A 14,862-nucleotide genomic window follows, 5' to 3' on the forward strand; every position below is an offset into this window, starting at 1 on the left:
ACCCGCGTGCCAACCCCGCCCCGGACGTGTTTAATGCCGGGGGCGGGCTGTTTACACTCGCGTCTGATCTATAAGGGCGTCGTAACGACGGGGGATGAATGACTGAACTCAACCGCGAATCGGTGGAGCAGGCGCTGGGCGCGTGGACCGAGCCGGCGCTGGGGATGGATCTGATCACTGCCGGGGCGGTGAGCGATATCCGGCTGGATGGTGACGCGGTGGCCATCGATCTGAGCCTGGGGTTTCCCGCCGGGCGGTATCAGGACACCCTGCGCGGCACGCTGGAAGCCGCCGTGCGCGAGGCGACCGGCGCGCGGTCGGTGAGCGTGAGCGTGGACTGGTCGGTGGGGGCCCGTCAGGTGCAGGCGAGTCTCAAGCCGATGGAAAACGTCCGCAACATCATTGCCGTGGCCTCGGCCAAGGGCGGTGTCGGCAAGTCCACCTGCGCCGCCAATCTCGCCCTCGCCCTCGCCGACGAGGGGGCCCGGGTGGGCATCCTGGATGCCGACATCTACGGCCCCAGCCAGCCGCGGATGATGGGCGTAGCCGGGCAGAAGCCCGACAGCCCCGAGGGCAAGACCATGTTCCCGCTGGAAAACCACGGCGTGCAGATCATGTCCATCGGGTTTCTGATTGAGGAGGATTCGCCGATGGTCTGGCGCGGGCCAATGGTGACCCAGGCGCTGACCCAGCTGCTCAACGACACGCGCTGGGATGCGCTCGATTACCTGATCATTGACCTGCCGCCGGGCACCGGTGACATCCAGCTGACGCTGTCGCAGAAGGTGCCGGTGGCCGGCGCGGTGGTGGTCACCACGCCGCAGGACATCGCCACCCTGGACGCCCGAAAGGGCGTGCGGATGTTTGAGAAGGTCAAGGTGCCGGTGCTGGGCATCCTCGAGAACATGAGCCTGCACATCTGCTCGAACTGCGGCCATGAGGAGGCACTGTTCGGCACCGGTGGTGGCCAGCAGCTGGCCGACGACGAGGGGGTGGCGCTGCTTGGCGCGCTGCCGCTGGAGATCGGCATCCGCGAGCAGTCCGATCAGGGCGCGCCCACCGTCACGGCGGCACCGGCATCGGCGGCGGCGGAGCGCTTCCGCGAGGCGGCCCGGCGGACCGCGGCACTTCTTTCACGACAGGATCCGGCGGGCGCCAGCCGGTTCCCGAATATCGTCGTCGACGACGACTAGGGCAGGGGGAACAGACACAGTGAGCATCAAATCCGATCGCTGGATACGGTCCATGGCGGAGGACGGCATGATCGAGCCGTTCGAACCCGGGCAGGTACGGGGGGAGGCCGACGGCGAGCGGATGATCTCCTACGGCACGTCGAGCTACGGCTACGACGTGCGCTGCGCCGATCAGTTCAAGATCTTCACCAACATCAGCTCGGCGGTGGTCGATCCGAAGAACTTCGACGAATCGAGCTTCGTCGATCTGCAGTCGGACGTCTGCATCATCCCGCCCAACAGCTTCGCACTGGCAAGCACCGTTGAGTACTTCCGTATTCCGCGCAACATCCTCACGATCTGTCTGGGCAAATCGACCTATGCGCGCTGCGGCATCATCGTCAATGTCACGCCCCTCGAGCCCGAGTGGGAGGGCCATGTGACCCTGGAGTTTTCCAACACCACGACGCTGCCGGCGAAGATCTACGCCAACGAAGGCGTGGCGCAGATGCTGTTCCTGGAATCGGACGAGGTCTGCGAGGCGTCTTACAAGGATCGCTCGGGCAAGTACATGGGCCAGCGTGGGGTGACGCTGCCGCGGCCCTAGCGGCGGCCGTCAAGGCCGTCCAGGCGGCTCAGGACCATGCGGAAGTTGCGATCACCGGCCTCGCGCTGCTCCACCTGCACGGCCAGATAGCGCAGGGCCGGCGCCACCCACAGCGTGGTCACCCGATCGCTGTCCGGGTCCGAGCGGTGGACGGTCAGTGCCTCGAAGCGGCCGGCGGGGGTATCCACCTGGGTGGTGTCGCCGATGCGCAGCTCATAGGTCTTGAGCTGGCCGCCGTCGGCGATGCGATAGACCAGGGTGTCATCGCCGTCATCCCGCTCGGCCAGGTCGTGCATCAGCTGCAGCGGACTGATCACCCGGTCGATGGTGTCCGGCGTAATGGCCATGCGCCAGGGCCGGTCGGCCACATCGTTGACCACCCGCATCGCCTCCCAGTCGAAGCGCAGTTCCGCGCGCCGGTCGTCGTCACCGCCGCTGCGGGTGTAGCGATAGACGTCGGGCCGGAAGCCGTCGGCCTGGATGTGGCCGATGCTCATCTCGCGCACGCTGCTCGAGTAGAAAAGCCCGGCCAGACGATTGGGCTGGACCGACAGCCGGTAGAGGTAGCGGTCCTGCGCCGGCCGGCGAAAGCGCAGCTCGGCGTGGCCCAGGGTCAATCCAGCCTTGCGGACGTCATAGCGCGCGCTGAACGCCGGTGGCGCCTCGACAGGTGACGCCAGCGTCGCCGCGTTCGCCGCCAGCAGCAACAGCCCCAGGGCCATGGCGCAGAGCCAGGCGCCGCGCATCAGCCCGGGGTGGCCGCCGTCGGCGTTAGGCAGGGCGGATGCGGCGGGATCCGGCCATCGTGGCGGACGCCGCCGTCACCCAGCTGCACCCGGCCGTCGGCGATCCAGCCCACCACCTGGGGGTAGAGGACATGCTCCATGGCCTGCACGCGCCGGGCGAGTCGCGCGGCGTCATCGTCCGGGTGGATGGGGACCGCCGCCTGGGCGATCACCGGGCCGGCGTCCAGCTCGGGGATCACGTAGTGCACGCTGCAGCCATGCTGCCGTTCCCCCGCGGCGATGGCCCGCTCGTGGGTATGCAGGCCGCGGTAGGCGGGCAGCAGTGACGGGTGGATATTGATCAGCCGGCCGGTGAACCGGGCGACGAACGCCGCCCCCAGAATGCGCATGAACCCGGCCAGAACGATCAGATCGGGCCGGGCGGCCTCAAGCCGATCAGCCAGGGCCTGATCGTAGGCCTCGCGCCGCTCGAAGTCGCGGTGATCGATCACCTCGGTGGCGATCCCGGCCGCGGCGGCGCGCTCAAGCCCCCCGGCGTCGGGACGGTTGCTGATCACGCGGTCCACATGGGCGGCGATCCGCCCGGTCTGGACGGCATCAATGATGGCCTGCAGGTTGGTCCCGCTGCCGGAGATCAGCACTGCGATGCGGAAACCGCCGGTATCGCTCAAACCCCCTCCTGGTAGATGACCGCGTTGGCGGATTCGCGGGCAGGCACCACGTCGCCCAGGCGCCAGGCCGTCTCGCCGGCTGCCCGCAGCTGATCGAGGGCCAGGTCGGCCTGGTCCGGAGGAACGATCACCACCATACCGACGCCGCCATTGAAGGTCCGGCGCATATCAGCGATGTCCACCCCGCCGGTGGTCTGCAGCCAGTCGAACAGCGCCGGCCACTGCCAGCTGCCGGTGTCGACGCGCGCGCTCAGGCCCTCGGGCATGATGCGTGGGAGGTTGTCGGTGAGCCCGCCACCGGTGATGTGGCTGATGCCATGGATGGCCACCTCGCGCTGCAGCTGCTGGACGGTGCGTGCGTAGATCCGCGTGGGGGCCAGCAGCCACTCATCAATGCGGCGGCCGTCCAGCGATCGACTGAGGGCGTCGGGATCGCGCTCGAGGATGCGCCGGACCAGCGAGTAGCCATTGGCGTGCACCCCGCTGCTTGCCAGGGCGATCAGACAGTCGCCGGCGCGGATGCCCGAGCCGTCGATCAGCGCATCGCGCTCGACCACGCCCACGCAGAAGCCGGCCAGGTCATAGTCGCCATCGCGGTACATTCCGGGCATTTCGGCCGTCTCGCCGCCGATCAGCCCGGCGCCCGCCTCGCGGCAGCCCGTGGCGATGCCGCGGATGACCCGCTCGGCGATGGCCGGCTCGAGCCGGCCGGTGGCGTAGTAGTCGAGAAAGAACAGCGGCTCGGCACCGCCGACGATCACATCGTTGACGCACATCGCCACCAGATCGATGCCGATGCCATCGTGCTGGCCGGTCTCGAGCGCAAGGCGCAGCTTGGTACCGACGCCGTCGGTGCCTGCCACCAGCAGCGGGTGGCGGTAGCGCTCCACCGGCAGTTCGAACAGTCCGCCGAACCCGCCCAGGCTGCCGACCATGCCCGGGCGCCGGGTGGCGGCGACATCGCCCTTGATGCGCTCGACAAGATCGGCGCCGGCATCAATGTCGACGCCCGCGTCGCGGTAGGTCAGTCCGGGTCGGGAATCCGGGGAGTCCAAGATCTCGCTCCTGTCTGGGTCTGGTCGTGCCGTTGGATGGCATCATGGTACCTTAAAACCTCTTGGGGTCACGGCTCGCCACTCACTCGGATGTTGAACGTGCTGCGCATCAGTCTCGCTTTTGCCATGGGGATGACCGTGCTGGTCATGGCCCCGGTGGTGCCGGCTCAGGACAACCTCGGCGCCGTCGAGGTGCCGGTGGCCGACAACAGCGCCGCGGCCCGCGACGACGCGCTTGTCGAGGCCCTTGACGCGCTTCTGGTGCGCCTCACCGGCCAGCCCGATATTGTCCGGTCGGCGGTGGCCGAGCGCCTTCGCGGGCGGGTCAGTGACACGGTCAATGGCTTTTCGTATCGCTCGGTCGAGGTGGATGACGGCGATCAGGCGGAGCGCGAGACCCGCCTTCGGGTGCGTTTCTCGCGGACCGCCATCCGCAACGCCCTGGCCCGTGACGGGGTCGCCGTCTGGCCGCCGTCGCCGCCCACGGTGCTGGTCTGGCTGGGCGCCCAGCGCGATGGCGAGCGGTTCATTGCCGGCAGCGACCGGGGCGAGGCGCTGCTCGACGCGCTGGAGGCGGCGGCCCGTCCCCTCGGGATCCGCCCCGTCGCACCGCTGATGGATCTGCAGGATCGTCGTAACCTGGGCTTTGCCGACATCGCCGGCGGCTTTGTCGAGCCGGTGCGCGCCGCCTCCGAGCGATACGGCGCCGACGCGGTGCTGATGGGGCGTCTGCAGCAGGGTGCGGGCCGGGAGGATGAAGTGCGCTGGACACTGCTGCCCGGCGACGGCGAGCCGGTGCAGCGCTGGCGGACCCGTGCCGCAAGCCTCGAGGCGGTGATGGCCGCGGGCGCGCGCGGTTTGGCCGAGCGCCTTCGCCAGAGCCTCGCTTACGTCGCCGATCCCGATTCGCGCCGCCAGCTCACCGTCAGCGTCGACGGCATCGACTCGCTGGCCGCCCATCAGGCGGTGGCGGCGCGGCTTGGCGAACTGGTGGGTGTCACCCGCGTGATCCCCGCCGAGGTGGGTGGGGACCGGGTGCGCTGGCGGCTGGCCATCGGCGTCGACGCCGGGCGCGTCGAGCGGGCCCTGGCCGCCGATCCGCGCCTGCAACCCACGGGTGATGGCTACCGCTGGCGGCAATGATCGATCAGGGCCGCGGCGCGCAGCTGGCGCTGGATTTTCGCTGGAACGACGCCGCCGATCTCGAGGCGTTCGTGGCCACCGGCAACGAGCAGGCGGTGGCCGCCGTCGAGGGGCTGACCGGCTGGTTCGCCCAGTCGCTCTACCTGACCGGGCCCGCGGGCAGTGGTCGCAGCCACCTGCTGCAGGCCGCCTGCGGGCGCATGAGTGCCGCCGGCGGGACCGCGGTGTACATCCCCCTCGGCCAGCATATAGACGGCCCCACCGCGCCGCTGGACGGGCTTGAGTCCCTGTCGCTGGTCACGGTGGATGATCTCGAATTGCTGGCCGGGCGCGGGGACTGGCAGGAGGCCTTTTTCCACCTGTTCAATCGCCTGCGGGATGCCGGCGGGCTGCTGATGGTGGCCGCCGCGGGCGCGCCGGCCGGTCTGGGGATTGCCCTGCCGGATCTGGTCTCACGGCTTGAGTCGATGCTGCGCCTGCGCCTCACGCCCCCCGATGACGCTCGCCGCCGGGAAATACTGACCGGTGCGCTGGCCCGGCGTGGACTTCGCATGCCCGCCGCCGGCGTTGATTATCTGCTGCGCCACCAGGCCCGGGATCTGAACCATCTGCTGGGAGTGGTGGACCGGCTCGACAGTGCTTCGCTGCAGGCCGGCCGGCGGCTGACCGTGCCCTTCATCCAGTCGGTGCTACGCGGTCAGCCCGCGGACTGACCCGCTTTGTGGCGCTGCTTGCCGCGCCGCAGGATGAGCATGACGGCGCTGAAGTAGCCGAGCGTCAGCAGGATCTCCGCGGCGCCCAGCCAGCGCTGGGGCGCCGCACCGGTGGCCGCCAGCAGCCCGTGGATGAAGTACAGCAGGATGAGCATGCCCGTCCACTGCAGGGTGTAGCGTCGCCGATGCAGCACGCCGCGCAGGCCCAGCACCAGCGGCAGCAGGAAGATCAGCAGTACCGGGCTGCGCAGTGATTCCGGCGGGGGTGCCAGCCAGATCAGCCAGGCGAACAGCAGCGCGGTCAGTGCGACGTAACAGCCCGCGGCCATCCAGTAGAGCCGCGACGCGGCGACTTCACGCGCGGTCTCGCCGGCCGCCGCCGGGGGTTTGCCTTTGACCGCCTTCATGCCGGGCGCGGGTCGCCCGGGGCGCTCAGCCGCAGGGCCGCCTGCGCCACCCTTGATCCCAGCGCCTGACAGAGGGCCGCCTCGGTGTCATCCACCGGCCGGTCGGCCTCGGCCCCGGCCAGATGGCTGGGGCCATAGGGCGTGCCGCCGGTGGTGGTCGCGGTCAGACCGGCCTCGGTGTAGGGCAGGCCGACCAGATATAGACCGTGATGCAGCAGCGGCAGCATCATCGACAGCAGGGTCGCCTCCTGACCGCCGTGGAGGCTGCCGGTGGATGTGAACACCGCGCCGGGCTTGCCGTTGAGCGCACCACTCAGCCACAGGCTGGTGGTCTGATCCAGGAAATGCTTGAGCGGTGCCGCCATGTTGCCAAACCGCGTCGGGCTGCCAAGGATCAGTCCATCGCACTCGGCCAGGTCATCCAGCGCGGCGTAGGGTGGGCCGGCATCGGGCACCGGTGGCGCGGTGGCCTCGGACACCTCCGAGACCGGTGGCACGGCGCGGACCCGCGCACTCACGCCACTGACGGCCTCGACGCCGTGGGCGATCCGGCGCGCCATGGTCGCGGTGGCGCCGTGGCGGCTGTAGTACAGGATCAGGATTTCGCAGCTCATGGGGCAATATTGGGTGTTAGATTACCGACACGCAAGCAGCCAGGAGGTGACGATGGACGACACACAGGAAGCCTGCCACCAGTTCCGCGTTCGCGGTCATGTGCAGGGGGTGTACTACCGGGCCGCCACCCGCGATGAGGCGATCGCGCTGGGACTGCGCGGCTGGGTCGAAAACCGCGCCGACGGCAGTGTCTCGGTGGTGGTCTGCGGCCCCGAGCCAGCGGTCGAGACGCTGCGCGAGTGGCTCTGGAGCGGCCCGCCCGCGGCACGGGTCGATTCGGTGGAGGCCGAGCCCGTGGCCGATCCGGGCAGCGAGGGCTTTGCCATCGTCTGACCGCATCGTCCGGGCGTCCCGCGCAAATTGACCGATATCAACTTTCCCGCGATACTTTGTGCAGTTATCAATGGCGAGACGAGAAACCATGATCTGCGGGCGATTGATTGGAGGAGTAGCGCTGAGTGCGGCGCTGTTGATGCCTGGGCTCGGCAGTGCCCAGGGCGATATCGAGGCGGGCCGCGCCAAGGCCTACACCTGTCTGGGCTGCCATGCCGTCGAGGGCTATCGCAACGCGTACCCCTCTTATCGGGTGCCCAAGCTGGGGGGCCAGCACGCCGGCTACCTCGTCTCGTCGCTCAAGGCCTATCGCAGCGGCGCGCGTCAGCACACGACCATGCAGGCGCTGGCATCGACGCTGAGTGATGAGGACATTCAGGACATCGCCGCGTACTTCGCATCGCGCGGACCGGAGGGGCAGTGATGATGCATTGCATTCGATGCCTGGGCGCGCTGCTGATCCTGGCCGCGGGAGTCGCCCAGGCCCAGTCCATCGGCGACATTGAGGCCGGCAAGGCCAAGTCCCAGACCTGCGCGGCCTGTCACGGCGCCAACGGCGCGTCGGATAACCCCGCCTTTCCGATGCTCGCCGGCCAGCATGCCGATTACCTTCTGCATGCGCTCAAGGCCTACAAAAGCGGGGACCGGCAGAACGCCATCATGAACGGCCAGGCGGCCGCGCTCAGCGAAGAGGATATGCGCGATCTGGCGGCCTACTACGCCGCCCAGGACAGCGCCATTCAGACGTTGGAGCGGCGCTCGGCCAACAGCGACGGATAGCCGCTGCGATAGTCCGGGTGCCGGAGTCGATAGCCGGCCGCCTTCAACCGCCGGTTGCTGCAACGCCGGCCCATCGCCTCGCCAGCGGTGCGCGCCGGCGTCGGCTGGCCCAGCTCGGCGGCCAGCCAGTCCATGATCTCGCACTGCGGACAGGGTCGATCGTCGACGCCGAGGTAAAGCGGCGCCGGATCCGGGTGGCCGCTCAGCCAGTCGAGGATCGCCACACAGTCGTCCTCGTGGATGCGGTTGGTATAACGCGGCGGCTCGGCCTGGCAGCCGGCACCCGATGCCACCCGCCGCAGCAGGGATTCCCGCCCCGGTCCGTAGATGCCGGCAAACCGCACCACCACACTGCCGCCCGGATGGCGGGCTGCCACCGCCTCGGCCTCAAGCAGGCGCTGTCCCGAGAATCGTGACGGCACCGGCGGTGTCGACTCATCCACCCAGGCGCCGCCGTTCTCGCCGTAGACACCGGTGCTCGAGACGAACACCAGTCGCGCCCCGGCGTTGCCCGAGGCCGCCAGTGCCGCGCAGAGGTGGCTGAGGGCTTCCACATAGCCGCGTCGATAGCCGGCATCGTCATAGCTCGGCGGCGTCAGGATGACCACCACGCGATCAAGCCCGCCGGGCAGGCGATCGGCCAGCCCGGCGGGCGCGTTGAGGTCGGCGGCGCAGGGGATGATCGGTGCCGGCAGGCCCTCGGGCCGGCGGCGCAGGCCGAATACGGTGTGGCCCTGGTCGGCGAGCCCCTGGCCGAGTCGGGTGCCGATCCGCCCGCAGCCGGCGATCAGCACCCGCGCCGGCTGCTGCGACCTCGCCGCGTCCACCGCTCAGGCCCCGTCCCGGATTCGGGCCACCAGTCGGTTGGCCGCATCATCCAGCGGCAGGGCCTCGCTGGCCGTCGCGTCGCGCGCCCGGTATTCCAGCTCGCCGGCATTGAGACCGCGCTCACCGATCACCACCCGATGGGGGATGCCGATCAGCTCCATGTCGGCGAACTTGACCCCCGGACGGGCGTCGCGATCATCCCAGAGCGGATCAAGCCCGGCGGCCTGCAGATCGGCATAGAGGCGCTCGGCGGCCTCGGCTACGGCCGCTGAGCGCTCGGCACCGATGCTGACGATCGCCACATCAAAGGGCGCCAGCGGGGCAGGCCAGCGGATGCCATGCGCGTCGTGGTTCTGCTCGATGGCCGCGGCGACCACCCGTGAGACACCGATGCCGTAACAGCCCATGATCAGTGGCCGGGCGTCGCCCGCCTCGTCGAGGACCCGGGCGTCCATGGCCTCGCTGTATTTGGTGCCGAGCTGAAAGATGTGGCCCACCTCGATGCCGCGGTGGATCTCGAGCCGGCCGTCCGCGCAGCGCGGACAGCCTTCGCCGACCAGCGCGGTACGCAGATCCGCCGTCGGCGGCAGGGGCATGTCCCGGTCCCAGTTGAGATTGATCCAGTGGCCGTCGGCCTGATTGGCACCGCTCGAGAAGTTGACCCGGGTGGCGGCGCGGTGGTCGACAAGCTGGGTCAGGCCGGCGGGTAGGTCGCGCGGGCCGATGAACCCGCGCGGGACCCCGGTGGCGGCCAGCGCCTCGGCGGGTTCGGCCAGGCGCACCGTCTCAGCGCCCAGGGCATGGGCGGCCTTGACCTCGTTGAGTTCGTCATCGCCGGCGACGAACAGCACCGCCGGCGCCTCGTCGGCCATGACCACCACGCTTTTGATGACCTGTCCGGGGGTGAGCCCCAGCAGCGTGCATTGTTCCGCCACGCTCTCGATGCCCGGCGTCGAACGCCGCTCGGCGGGCAGTGGATCGGTGGCCGCCGGCGCTGCCGGGCGACTGCGTGCCAGTTCGGTGTTGGCGGCGTAATCACACTGATCGCAGCTCGCGATCTCGTCCTCGCCGGAGTCGGCGAGCACCATGAACTCCTCCGAGACGCTGCCACCGATGGCGCCACTGTCGGCGCCGACCGAGCGGAAGCGCAGGCCGAGCCGTGAGAATATGGCGCTGTAGGCGGCGTGCATGTCCCGATAGGTGGTCTCGAGCGAGTCCTGATCGAGATGGAACGAATAGGCATCCTTCATCACGAACTCGCGGGCGCGCATCACCCCGAAGCGCGGGCGGATCTCGTCGCGGAACTTGGTCTGGATCTGATAGTAGGTCACCGGCAGCTGGCGATAGCTGCGCAGCTCCTGGCGCAGATAATCGGTGATCACCTCTTCGTGGGTCGGGCCGATGCAGTAGTCGCGTTCGTGGCGATCCTCGAGGCGCAGCAGTTCCGGGCCGTACAGCGACCAGCGACCCGACTCGCGCCACAGCTCGGCAGGCTGCACCGCCGGCATCAGCACCTCGAGCCCATTGATGCGGTCCATCTCCTCGCGCACGATGCGCTCGACCCGCCGCATCACACGCAGGCCCAGCGGCTGCCAGGTATAGAGTCCGGCGCCCAGGCGCTTGATCAGGCCGGCCCGCAGCATCAGCTGGTGGCTGACGATCTCGGCATCGGCCGGTGTCTCCTTGCTGGTGAAAAGTGGAAAACGGCTGGTGCGCATGCTGGCCTGTCCTGTCATCGGTCGAAAACCCACAGGTTAGCCGACCGCCGCCGGGTCGCCCACCCCTGTCCTTGACGCCCCCATGCGCGCGCCGTAACTTGCACGGCTTACATTACGTCAATTGCGGATCACACGGCGCTGGTCGACAGGGTATGCGACACATCATCTCCATTCTGGTCGAGAACGAGTTCGGTGCGCTGGGGCGCATCGCCGGGCTGTTCACCGCCCGGGGCTACAACATCGACTCGCTCACGGTCGCGCCCACCGATGACTCGACCCTGTCGCGTATGACCCTGGTCACCCAGGGGGACGAGCAGACCGTCGAGCAGATCCGCAAACAGCTCAACAAGCTCCTCGACGTGGTCAAGGTGCTGGACATCACCGAGGCCCGCCACATCGAGCGCGAGCTCATGCTGGTCAAGGTCCAGGCCACGGCCAGCGAGTCCCGCGAGGAGTTCAAGCGACTGGCGGATATCTTCGACGCCTGCGTCGTCGATGTCACCGACAAGACCTACACCATCGAGGTCATCGGCCGCGGCAGCAAACTGGATGCGTTCCTCGAGCTGCTCAGCGACCAGACGCCGATGGAGGTGGTGCGCTCGGGGGTCATCGGGATCGCGCGCGGCGACAAACAAATGCGTGTCTGAAACCATCCATCGGGGGAGCCATGAAGGTCTATTACGATAAGGACGCCGATCTTTCCATCATCCAGGGCATGAAGGTGGCCATTCTCGGCTACGGCTCGCAGGGCCACGCCCATGCCAACAACCTCAAGGAATCGGGTGTCCCGGTCGTTGTGGGCCTGCGGGCCGGCTCGGCGAGTGCGGCCAAGGCCGAGGCCGCCGGTCTGGAGACCGCCGAGATGGCGGATGCCGTGGCGTCGGCCGACCTGGTCATGATGACCCTGCCGGACGAGCACCAGCCCGCGGTCTACGAGCAGATCGTGGCGCCGAACCTGCGCACCGGCGGTGCCATCGCCTTCGCTCACGGCTTCAATATCCACTACCAGCAGATCGAGCCGCGGGGCGATATGGACGTGGTCATGGTCGCCCCCAAGGGACCCGGTCATCTGGTGCGCTCGACCTATGTCGAGGGCAATGGCGTGCCCAGCCTGATCGCGGTCGAGCAGGATGCCAGTGGTCGGGCGCGTGAGATCGCGCTGGCCTATGCATCGGCCAACGGCGGCGGCCGCTCCGGGGTGATCGAGACTAGCTTCCAGGAAGAGACCGAAACGGACCTGTTCGGCGAGCAGGCCGTGCTGTGTGGCGGCATCACCTCGCTGATCGAGGCCGGCTTCGAGACCCTCACTGAGGCGGGTTATGCCCCGGAAATGGCCTACTTCGAAGTCCTCCACGAGACCAAGCTGATCGTCGATCTGCTCTACCAGGGTGGCATCGCCAACATGCGCTACTCGATCTCGAACACCGCCGAGTACGGTGACTTCACCCGCGGGCCGCGGGTGATCAATGAGCAGTCCCGCCAGGCCATGCGCGAGCTGCTCGAGGAGATCCAGAACGGCGAGTTCGCCAAGGAGTTCGTGCTCGAGAGCAAGGCCGGCGAGCCGCGGCTCAAGGCCATGCGCCGGCGGGCGGCCGAGCATCCCATCGAGGCCGTCGGCAGCAAGCTGCGCGGCATGATGCCGTGGATCCAGGCCAATCAGCTGGTGGACCGGGACCGCAACTAGGCGCGGATCCGCGCGATGCCGAGGTCGTTATGACCGACCCCCGGGAGATGCCGCGCCGTTCGGGCCGCGGCATCTATCTGCTGCCCAATCTGATCACCACGCTGGCGCTGCTGTTCGGCTTCTACGCCGTTGTGGCCGCCCAGTCGGGTGCTTATGAGGCCGCCGCGGTCGCCATTCTGCTGGCGATGGTCATGGATGGCCTCGACGGACGGGTGGCGCGCCTGACCAACACCCAGACCGAATTCGGCGTGCAGTACGACAGCATCGCCGACATGGTCTCGTTCGGGATGGCGCCGGCGCTCGTGGTGTTTGCCTGGGCCCTGGATGACCTGGGGGCGCTGGGTTCGATGTGGGACAAGCTGGGCTGGGTGGGGGCGTTCATCTACACCGCCTGCGCCGGGCTGCGGCTGGCGCGCTTCAACACCCAGGTGGGCGTCGCCGACAAGCGCTACTTCCAGGGACTGCCCAGCCCTGCCGCCGCCGCCGCGCTGGCCGGCATGGTCTGGTCGGGCGACCGGCTCGAGTTCGGCGGCTGGCCGGCCGGGATCCCGGCGCTGGTGCTGACCGTGGTGGCGGGCGTGCTCATGGTCAGCAACGTGCGCTACGACAGCTTCAAGGAAATCGACTTCCGCTACCGCGTCCCCTTCGTCGCCATTGTGCTGGGCGTGATGGGCGTGGCGTTGATGTCGGTGCACCCGCCGCTGGTGCTGTTCGGGCTTGCATTGACGTATCTCAGCTCGGGGCCGATTCTGACAGTCATCCGGCGACGCCGGCGGCGCAGACGCCGGCACGCGGGTTAGACTGGCAGGACGATCACACGTGAGGAAAGAATGATGAGTGAAGCCGACCGGCTGATCATCTTTGATACGACGCTGCGCGACGGCGAGCAATCGCCGGGCGCTTCCATGACCCGCGAAGAGAAGGTGCGCATCGCCCGGGCGCTGCAGCGACTGCGTGTGGACGTGATCGAGGCGGGTTTCCCCGCCGCCAGCCAGGGCGATTTCGAGTCGGTGCGGGCAGTGGCCGAGACCATCACCGAGGCGCGCGTCTGTGGGCTGGCCCGGGCCAACGAGCAGGACATTGACCGCGCCGGTGCCGCGGTGGCGCCGGCGCCGGCGGGGCGTATTCACACGTTCATCGCCACCTCGCCGGTGCACATGGAAAAAAAGCTCCAGCTCCAGCCCGACGAGGTCATTGAGCGGGCGGTGACGGCGGTCGGCCGTGCCCGCAACCTGTGCGACGACGTCGAGTTTTCGCCCGAGGACGCCGGCCGCTCCGACCCGGAGTTCCTGTGCCGCATCATCGAGCGCGCCATTGCCGCCGGTGCCACGACCATCAATATCCCCGATACCGTGGGTTACAACCTGCCGAGGCAGTTCGCCGGGCTGATCCGTGACCTGCGCGAGCGCGTCCCCAATTCCGACCGCGCGGTCTGGTCGGTGCACTGCCACAACGATCTGGGTGTGGCGGTAGCCAACTCGCTGGCGGCGGTCCGTGAGGGCGCCCGGCAGATCGAGTGCACCATCAACGGGCTGGGTGAGCGGGCCGGCAACGCCGCGCTCGAGGAGATCGTCATGGCGGTGCGCACGCGCCAGGACGATCTGCCCTGCGATACCCGCATCGAGACCCGCGAGATCGTGCCCACCTCCAAGCTGGTGGCCAATATCACCGGCTTTCAGGTCCAGCCCAACAAGGCGATCGTGGGCATCAACGCCTTCGCCCACGAGTCGGGGATCCATCAGGACGGCGTGCTCAAGCACCGCGAGACCTACGAGATCATGCGGGCCGAGGACGTCGGCTGGGGCACCAACCGGATGGTGCTTGGCAAGCATTCGGGACGTAACGCATTCCGCAGCCGCTGCGATGAGCTGGGCATCCGGTTCGAGACCGCGGCGCAGCTCAACGAGGCGTTCCAGCGCTTCAAGGACCTGGCGGACAAGAAACACGAGATCTTCGATGAAGACCTTCAGGCCGTGGCCACCGAAGCGGTGGCGGCCATGGAAGAAGACCAGAGCGTGACACTGGTGGCGTTCCGCTGCTGTTCGGAGACCGGCGAGACACCGGTGGCGGATGTCACCCTCGAGATCGACGGCGAGGAGCGGCATAACCAGGCCGCCGGCGACGGGCCCGTGGACGCGGCGTTCAAGGCGATCGATGGGCTGCTCGACGTGCGGGCGGAGCTGCTGCTCTACTCGGTGAACAACATCACCTCGGGCACGGATGCCCAGGGCGAAGTGACGGTGCGCCTTGAGTGGGGCGGCCGGGTGGTCAATGGCCAGGGCTCGGACACCGACATTGTCATCGCCTCGGCGAATGCGTATCTGAACGCCCTCAATCGCCTGCGCACCACCGGCGGGCGGACCCACCCCCAGACCGACGGCGTCTGAGCG

The 14,862-nt window shown here is 68.5% G+C and carries 18 protein-coding genes; 11 read left to right on the forward strand and 7 right to left on the reverse strand.

Translation table 11 applies throughout. The features are described from left to right. Positions 1–98 precede the first annotated feature (98 nt). Positions 99–1,193 (forward strand): iron-sulfur cluster carrier protein ApbC, encoded by a 1,095-nt coding sequence (apbC, locus tag BBH56_RS01645; protein WP_148121723.1) that lies wholly within the window; start codon positions 99–101, stop codon positions 1,191–1,193. A 19-nt stretch (positions 1,194–1,212) separates the two neighbouring features. After that, entirely contained in the window at positions 1,213–1,779 is a 567-nt protein-coding gene (dcd, locus tag BBH56_RS01650; RefSeq protein ID WP_144347790.1) for a dCTP deaminase, read from the forward strand. Here dcd and BBH56_RS01655 read toward each other — a convergent pair. The 3 genes from BBH56_RS01655 to purM are packed head-to-tail and all read right to left on the reverse strand — an operon-like array spanning position 1,776 to position 4,254. After that, positions 1,776–2,525 (reverse strand): DUF3108 domain-containing protein, encoded by a 750-nt coding sequence (locus BBH56_RS01655; protein WP_148121724.1) that lies wholly within the window; start codon positions 2,523–2,525, stop codon positions 1,776–1,778. The genes dcd and BBH56_RS01655 overlap by 4 nt on opposite strands. Then, on the reverse strand, positions 2,525–3,196 hold the full coding sequence (purN, locus tag BBH56_RS01660; RefSeq protein WP_148121725.1) for a phosphoribosylglycinamide formyltransferase: 672 nt from the start codon (positions 3,194–3,196) through the stop codon (positions 2,525–2,527). Before purN ends, BBH56_RS01655 begins: the two co-directional genes overlap by 1 nt. Continuing rightward, complete coding sequence (purM, locus tag BBH56_RS01665) at positions 3,193–4,254, reverse strand: phosphoribosylformylglycinamidine cyclo-ligase (protein ID WP_148121726.1); 1,062 nt, start codon at positions 4,252–4,254, stop codon at positions 3,193–3,195. Before purM ends, purN begins: the two co-directional genes overlap by 4 nt. A gap of 96 nt (positions 4,255–4,350) precedes the next feature. On the opposite strand from purM, the gene BBH56_RS01670 reads away from it, so the two are divergent. Then, the gene (locus BBH56_RS01670; protein ID WP_157809047.1) at positions 4,351–5,394 is read left to right on the forward strand and encodes a DUF2066 domain-containing protein; all 1,044 of its coding nucleotides are present in this window, start codon (positions 4,351–4,353) and stop codon (positions 5,392–5,394) included. Then, positions 5,391–6,107: a DnaA regulatory inactivator Hda gene (hda, locus tag BBH56_RS01675; RefSeq protein ID WP_148121728.1), complete on the forward strand. Its 717-nt coding sequence runs from the start codon at positions 5,391–5,393 to the stop codon at positions 6,105–6,107. The genes BBH56_RS01670 and hda overlap by 4 nt, the downstream gene beginning before the upstream one ends. Here hda and BBH56_RS01680 read toward each other — a convergent pair. Both BBH56_RS01680 and wrbA read right to left on the reverse strand, forming a co-directional pair. After that, positions 6,092–6,514 (reverse strand): DUF2069 domain-containing protein, encoded by a 423-nt coding sequence (locus tag BBH56_RS01680; RefSeq protein ID WP_144347784.1) that lies wholly within the window; start codon positions 6,512–6,514, stop codon positions 6,092–6,094. The two genes, hda and BBH56_RS01680, sit on opposite strands and share 16 nt — an antisense overlap. Then, entirely contained in the window at positions 6,511–7,128 is a 618-nt protein-coding gene (gene wrbA / locus BBH56_RS01685; RefSeq protein ID WP_148121729.1) for an NAD(P)H:quinone oxidoreductase, read from the reverse strand. The genes BBH56_RS01680 and wrbA overlap by 4 nt, the downstream gene beginning before the upstream one ends. 52 nt (positions 7,129–7,180) lie before the next feature. Between wrbA and BBH56_RS01690 the strand changes: the two genes are divergently transcribed. The 3 genes from BBH56_RS01690 (at position 7,181) to BBH56_RS01700 (ending at position 8,242) form a co-directional block, all read left to right on the forward strand. Beyond that, positions 7,181–7,462 carry an acylphosphatase gene (locus tag BBH56_RS01690; RefSeq protein WP_144347783.1) on the forward strand — a complete coding sequence of 94 codons (282 nt, stop codon included), beginning with the start codon at positions 7,181–7,183 and terminating at the stop codon, positions 7,460–7,462. Positions 7,463–7,532: 70 nt separating this feature from the next. Then, on the forward strand, positions 7,533–7,886 hold the full coding sequence (locus tag BBH56_RS01695; protein ID WP_318262571.1) for a c-type cytochrome: 354 nt from the start codon (positions 7,533–7,535) through the stop codon (positions 7,884–7,886). After that, positions 7,886–8,242: a c-type cytochrome gene (locus BBH56_RS01700; protein WP_148121731.1), complete on the forward strand. Its 357-nt coding sequence runs from the start codon at positions 7,886–7,888 to the stop codon at positions 8,240–8,242. The genes BBH56_RS01695 and BBH56_RS01700 overlap by 1 nt, the downstream gene beginning before the upstream one ends. Here BBH56_RS01700 and BBH56_RS01705 read toward each other — a convergent pair. Together BBH56_RS01705 and BBH56_RS01710 are read right to left on the reverse strand one after the other, a co-directional pair. After that, complete coding sequence (locus tag BBH56_RS01705) at positions 8,203–9,069, reverse strand: SDR family oxidoreductase (protein ID WP_148121732.1); 867 nt, start codon at positions 9,067–9,069, stop codon at positions 8,203–8,205. The genes BBH56_RS01700 and BBH56_RS01705 overlap by 40 nt on opposite strands. A 3-nt stretch (positions 9,070–9,072) precedes the next feature. Further along, positions 9,073–10,788 carry a proline--tRNA ligase gene (locus tag BBH56_RS01710; protein ID WP_148121733.1) on the reverse strand — a complete coding sequence of 572 codons (1,716 nt, stop codon included), beginning with the start codon at positions 10,786–10,788 and terminating at the stop codon, positions 9,073–9,075. Positions 10,789–10,940: 152 nt separating this feature from the next. On the opposite strand from BBH56_RS01710, the gene ilvN reads away from it, so the two are divergent. From ilvN to BBH56_RS01730, 4 genes are read left to right on the forward strand one after another with little or no spacing between them, the layout of a single operon-like run. Next, a complete protein-coding gene (gene ilvN, locus BBH56_RS01715) occupies positions 10,941–11,435 on the forward strand; it encodes an acetolactate synthase small subunit (protein ID WP_110883194.1) in 495 nt (164 codons plus the stop codon). A 20-nt stretch (positions 11,436–11,455) separates the two neighbouring features. Then, positions 11,456–12,472, forward strand: coding sequence for a ketol-acid reductoisomerase (gene ilvC / locus BBH56_RS01720; protein ID WP_144347780.1), 1,017 nt, complete (start codon positions 11,456–11,458; stop codon positions 12,470–12,472). 29 nt (positions 12,473–12,501) lie between these two features. Beyond that, positions 12,502–13,272: a CDP-diacylglycerol--serine O-phosphatidyltransferase gene (gene pssA / locus BBH56_RS01725; RefSeq protein ID WP_144347779.1), complete on the forward strand. Its 771-nt coding sequence runs from the start codon at positions 12,502–12,504 to the stop codon at positions 13,270–13,272. 33 nt (positions 13,273–13,305) lie between these two features. Next, positions 13,306–14,859 carry a 2-isopropylmalate synthase gene (locus BBH56_RS01730; RefSeq protein WP_148122705.1) on the forward strand — a complete coding sequence of 518 codons (1,554 nt, stop codon included), beginning with the start codon at positions 13,306–13,308 and terminating at the stop codon, positions 14,857–14,859. Positions 14,860–14,862: the final 3 nt, after the last annotated feature.

Origin of the sequence: Spiribacter roseus, assembly GCF_002813635.1 — a bacterium.
In the GTDB taxonomy this organism is placed as follows: Bacteria; Pseudomonadota; Gammaproteobacteria; order Nitrococcales; family Nitrococcaceae; genus Spiribacter; species Spiribacter roseus.

Excerpts from the sequence above, each read along its gene's own strand:
- BBH56_RS01730 (WP_148122705.1), top strand. The coding sequence starts at position 13,306 with ATGAGTGAAGCCGACCGGCTGATCATCTTTGATACGACGCTGCGCGAC.
- pssA (WP_144347779.1), top strand. The coding sequence starts at position 12,502 with ATGACCGACCCCCGGGAGATGCCGCGCCGTTCGGGCCGCGGCATCTAT.
- apbC (WP_148121723.1), top strand. The coding sequence starts at position 99 with ATGACTGAACTCAACCGCGAATCGGTGGAGCAGGCGCTGGGCGCGTGG.
- BBH56_RS01690 (WP_144347783.1), top strand. The coding sequence starts at position 7,181 with ATGGACGACACACAGGAAGCCTGCCACCAGTTCCGCGTTCGCGGTCAT.
- wrbA (WP_148121729.1), bottom strand. The coding sequence starts at position 7,128 with ATGAGCTGCGAAATCCTGATCCTGTACTACAGCCGCCACGGCGCCACC.
- hda (WP_148121728.1), top strand. The coding sequence starts at position 5,391 with ATGATCGATCAGGGCCGCGGCGCGCAGCTGGCGCTGGATTTTCGCTGG.
- BBH56_RS01710 (WP_148121733.1), bottom strand. The coding sequence starts at position 10,788 with ATGCGCACCAGCCGTTTTCCACTTTTCACCAGCAAGGAGACACCGGCC.
- BBH56_RS01695 (WP_318262571.1), top strand. The coding sequence starts at position 7,533 with ATGGCGAGACGAGAAACCATGATCTGCGGGCGATTGATTGGAGGAGTA.
- BBH56_RS01680 (WP_144347784.1), bottom strand. The coding sequence starts at position 6,514 with ATGAAGGCGGTCAAAGGCAAACCCCCGGCGGCGGCCGGCGAGACCGCG.
- BBH56_RS01655 (WP_148121724.1), bottom strand. The coding sequence starts at position 2,525 with ATGCGCGGCGCCTGGCTCTGCGCCATGGCCCTGGGGCTGTTGCTGCTG.
- BBH56_RS01700 (WP_148121731.1), top strand. The coding sequence starts at position 7,886 with ATGATGCATTGCATTCGATGCCTGGGCGCGCTGCTGATCCTGGCCGCG.
- ilvN (WP_110883194.1), top strand. The coding sequence starts at position 10,941 with ATGCGACACATCATCTCCATTCTGGTCGAGAACGAGTTCGGTGCGCTG.
- ilvC (WP_144347780.1), top strand. The coding sequence starts at position 11,456 with ATGAAGGTCTATTACGATAAGGACGCCGATCTTTCCATCATCCAGGGC.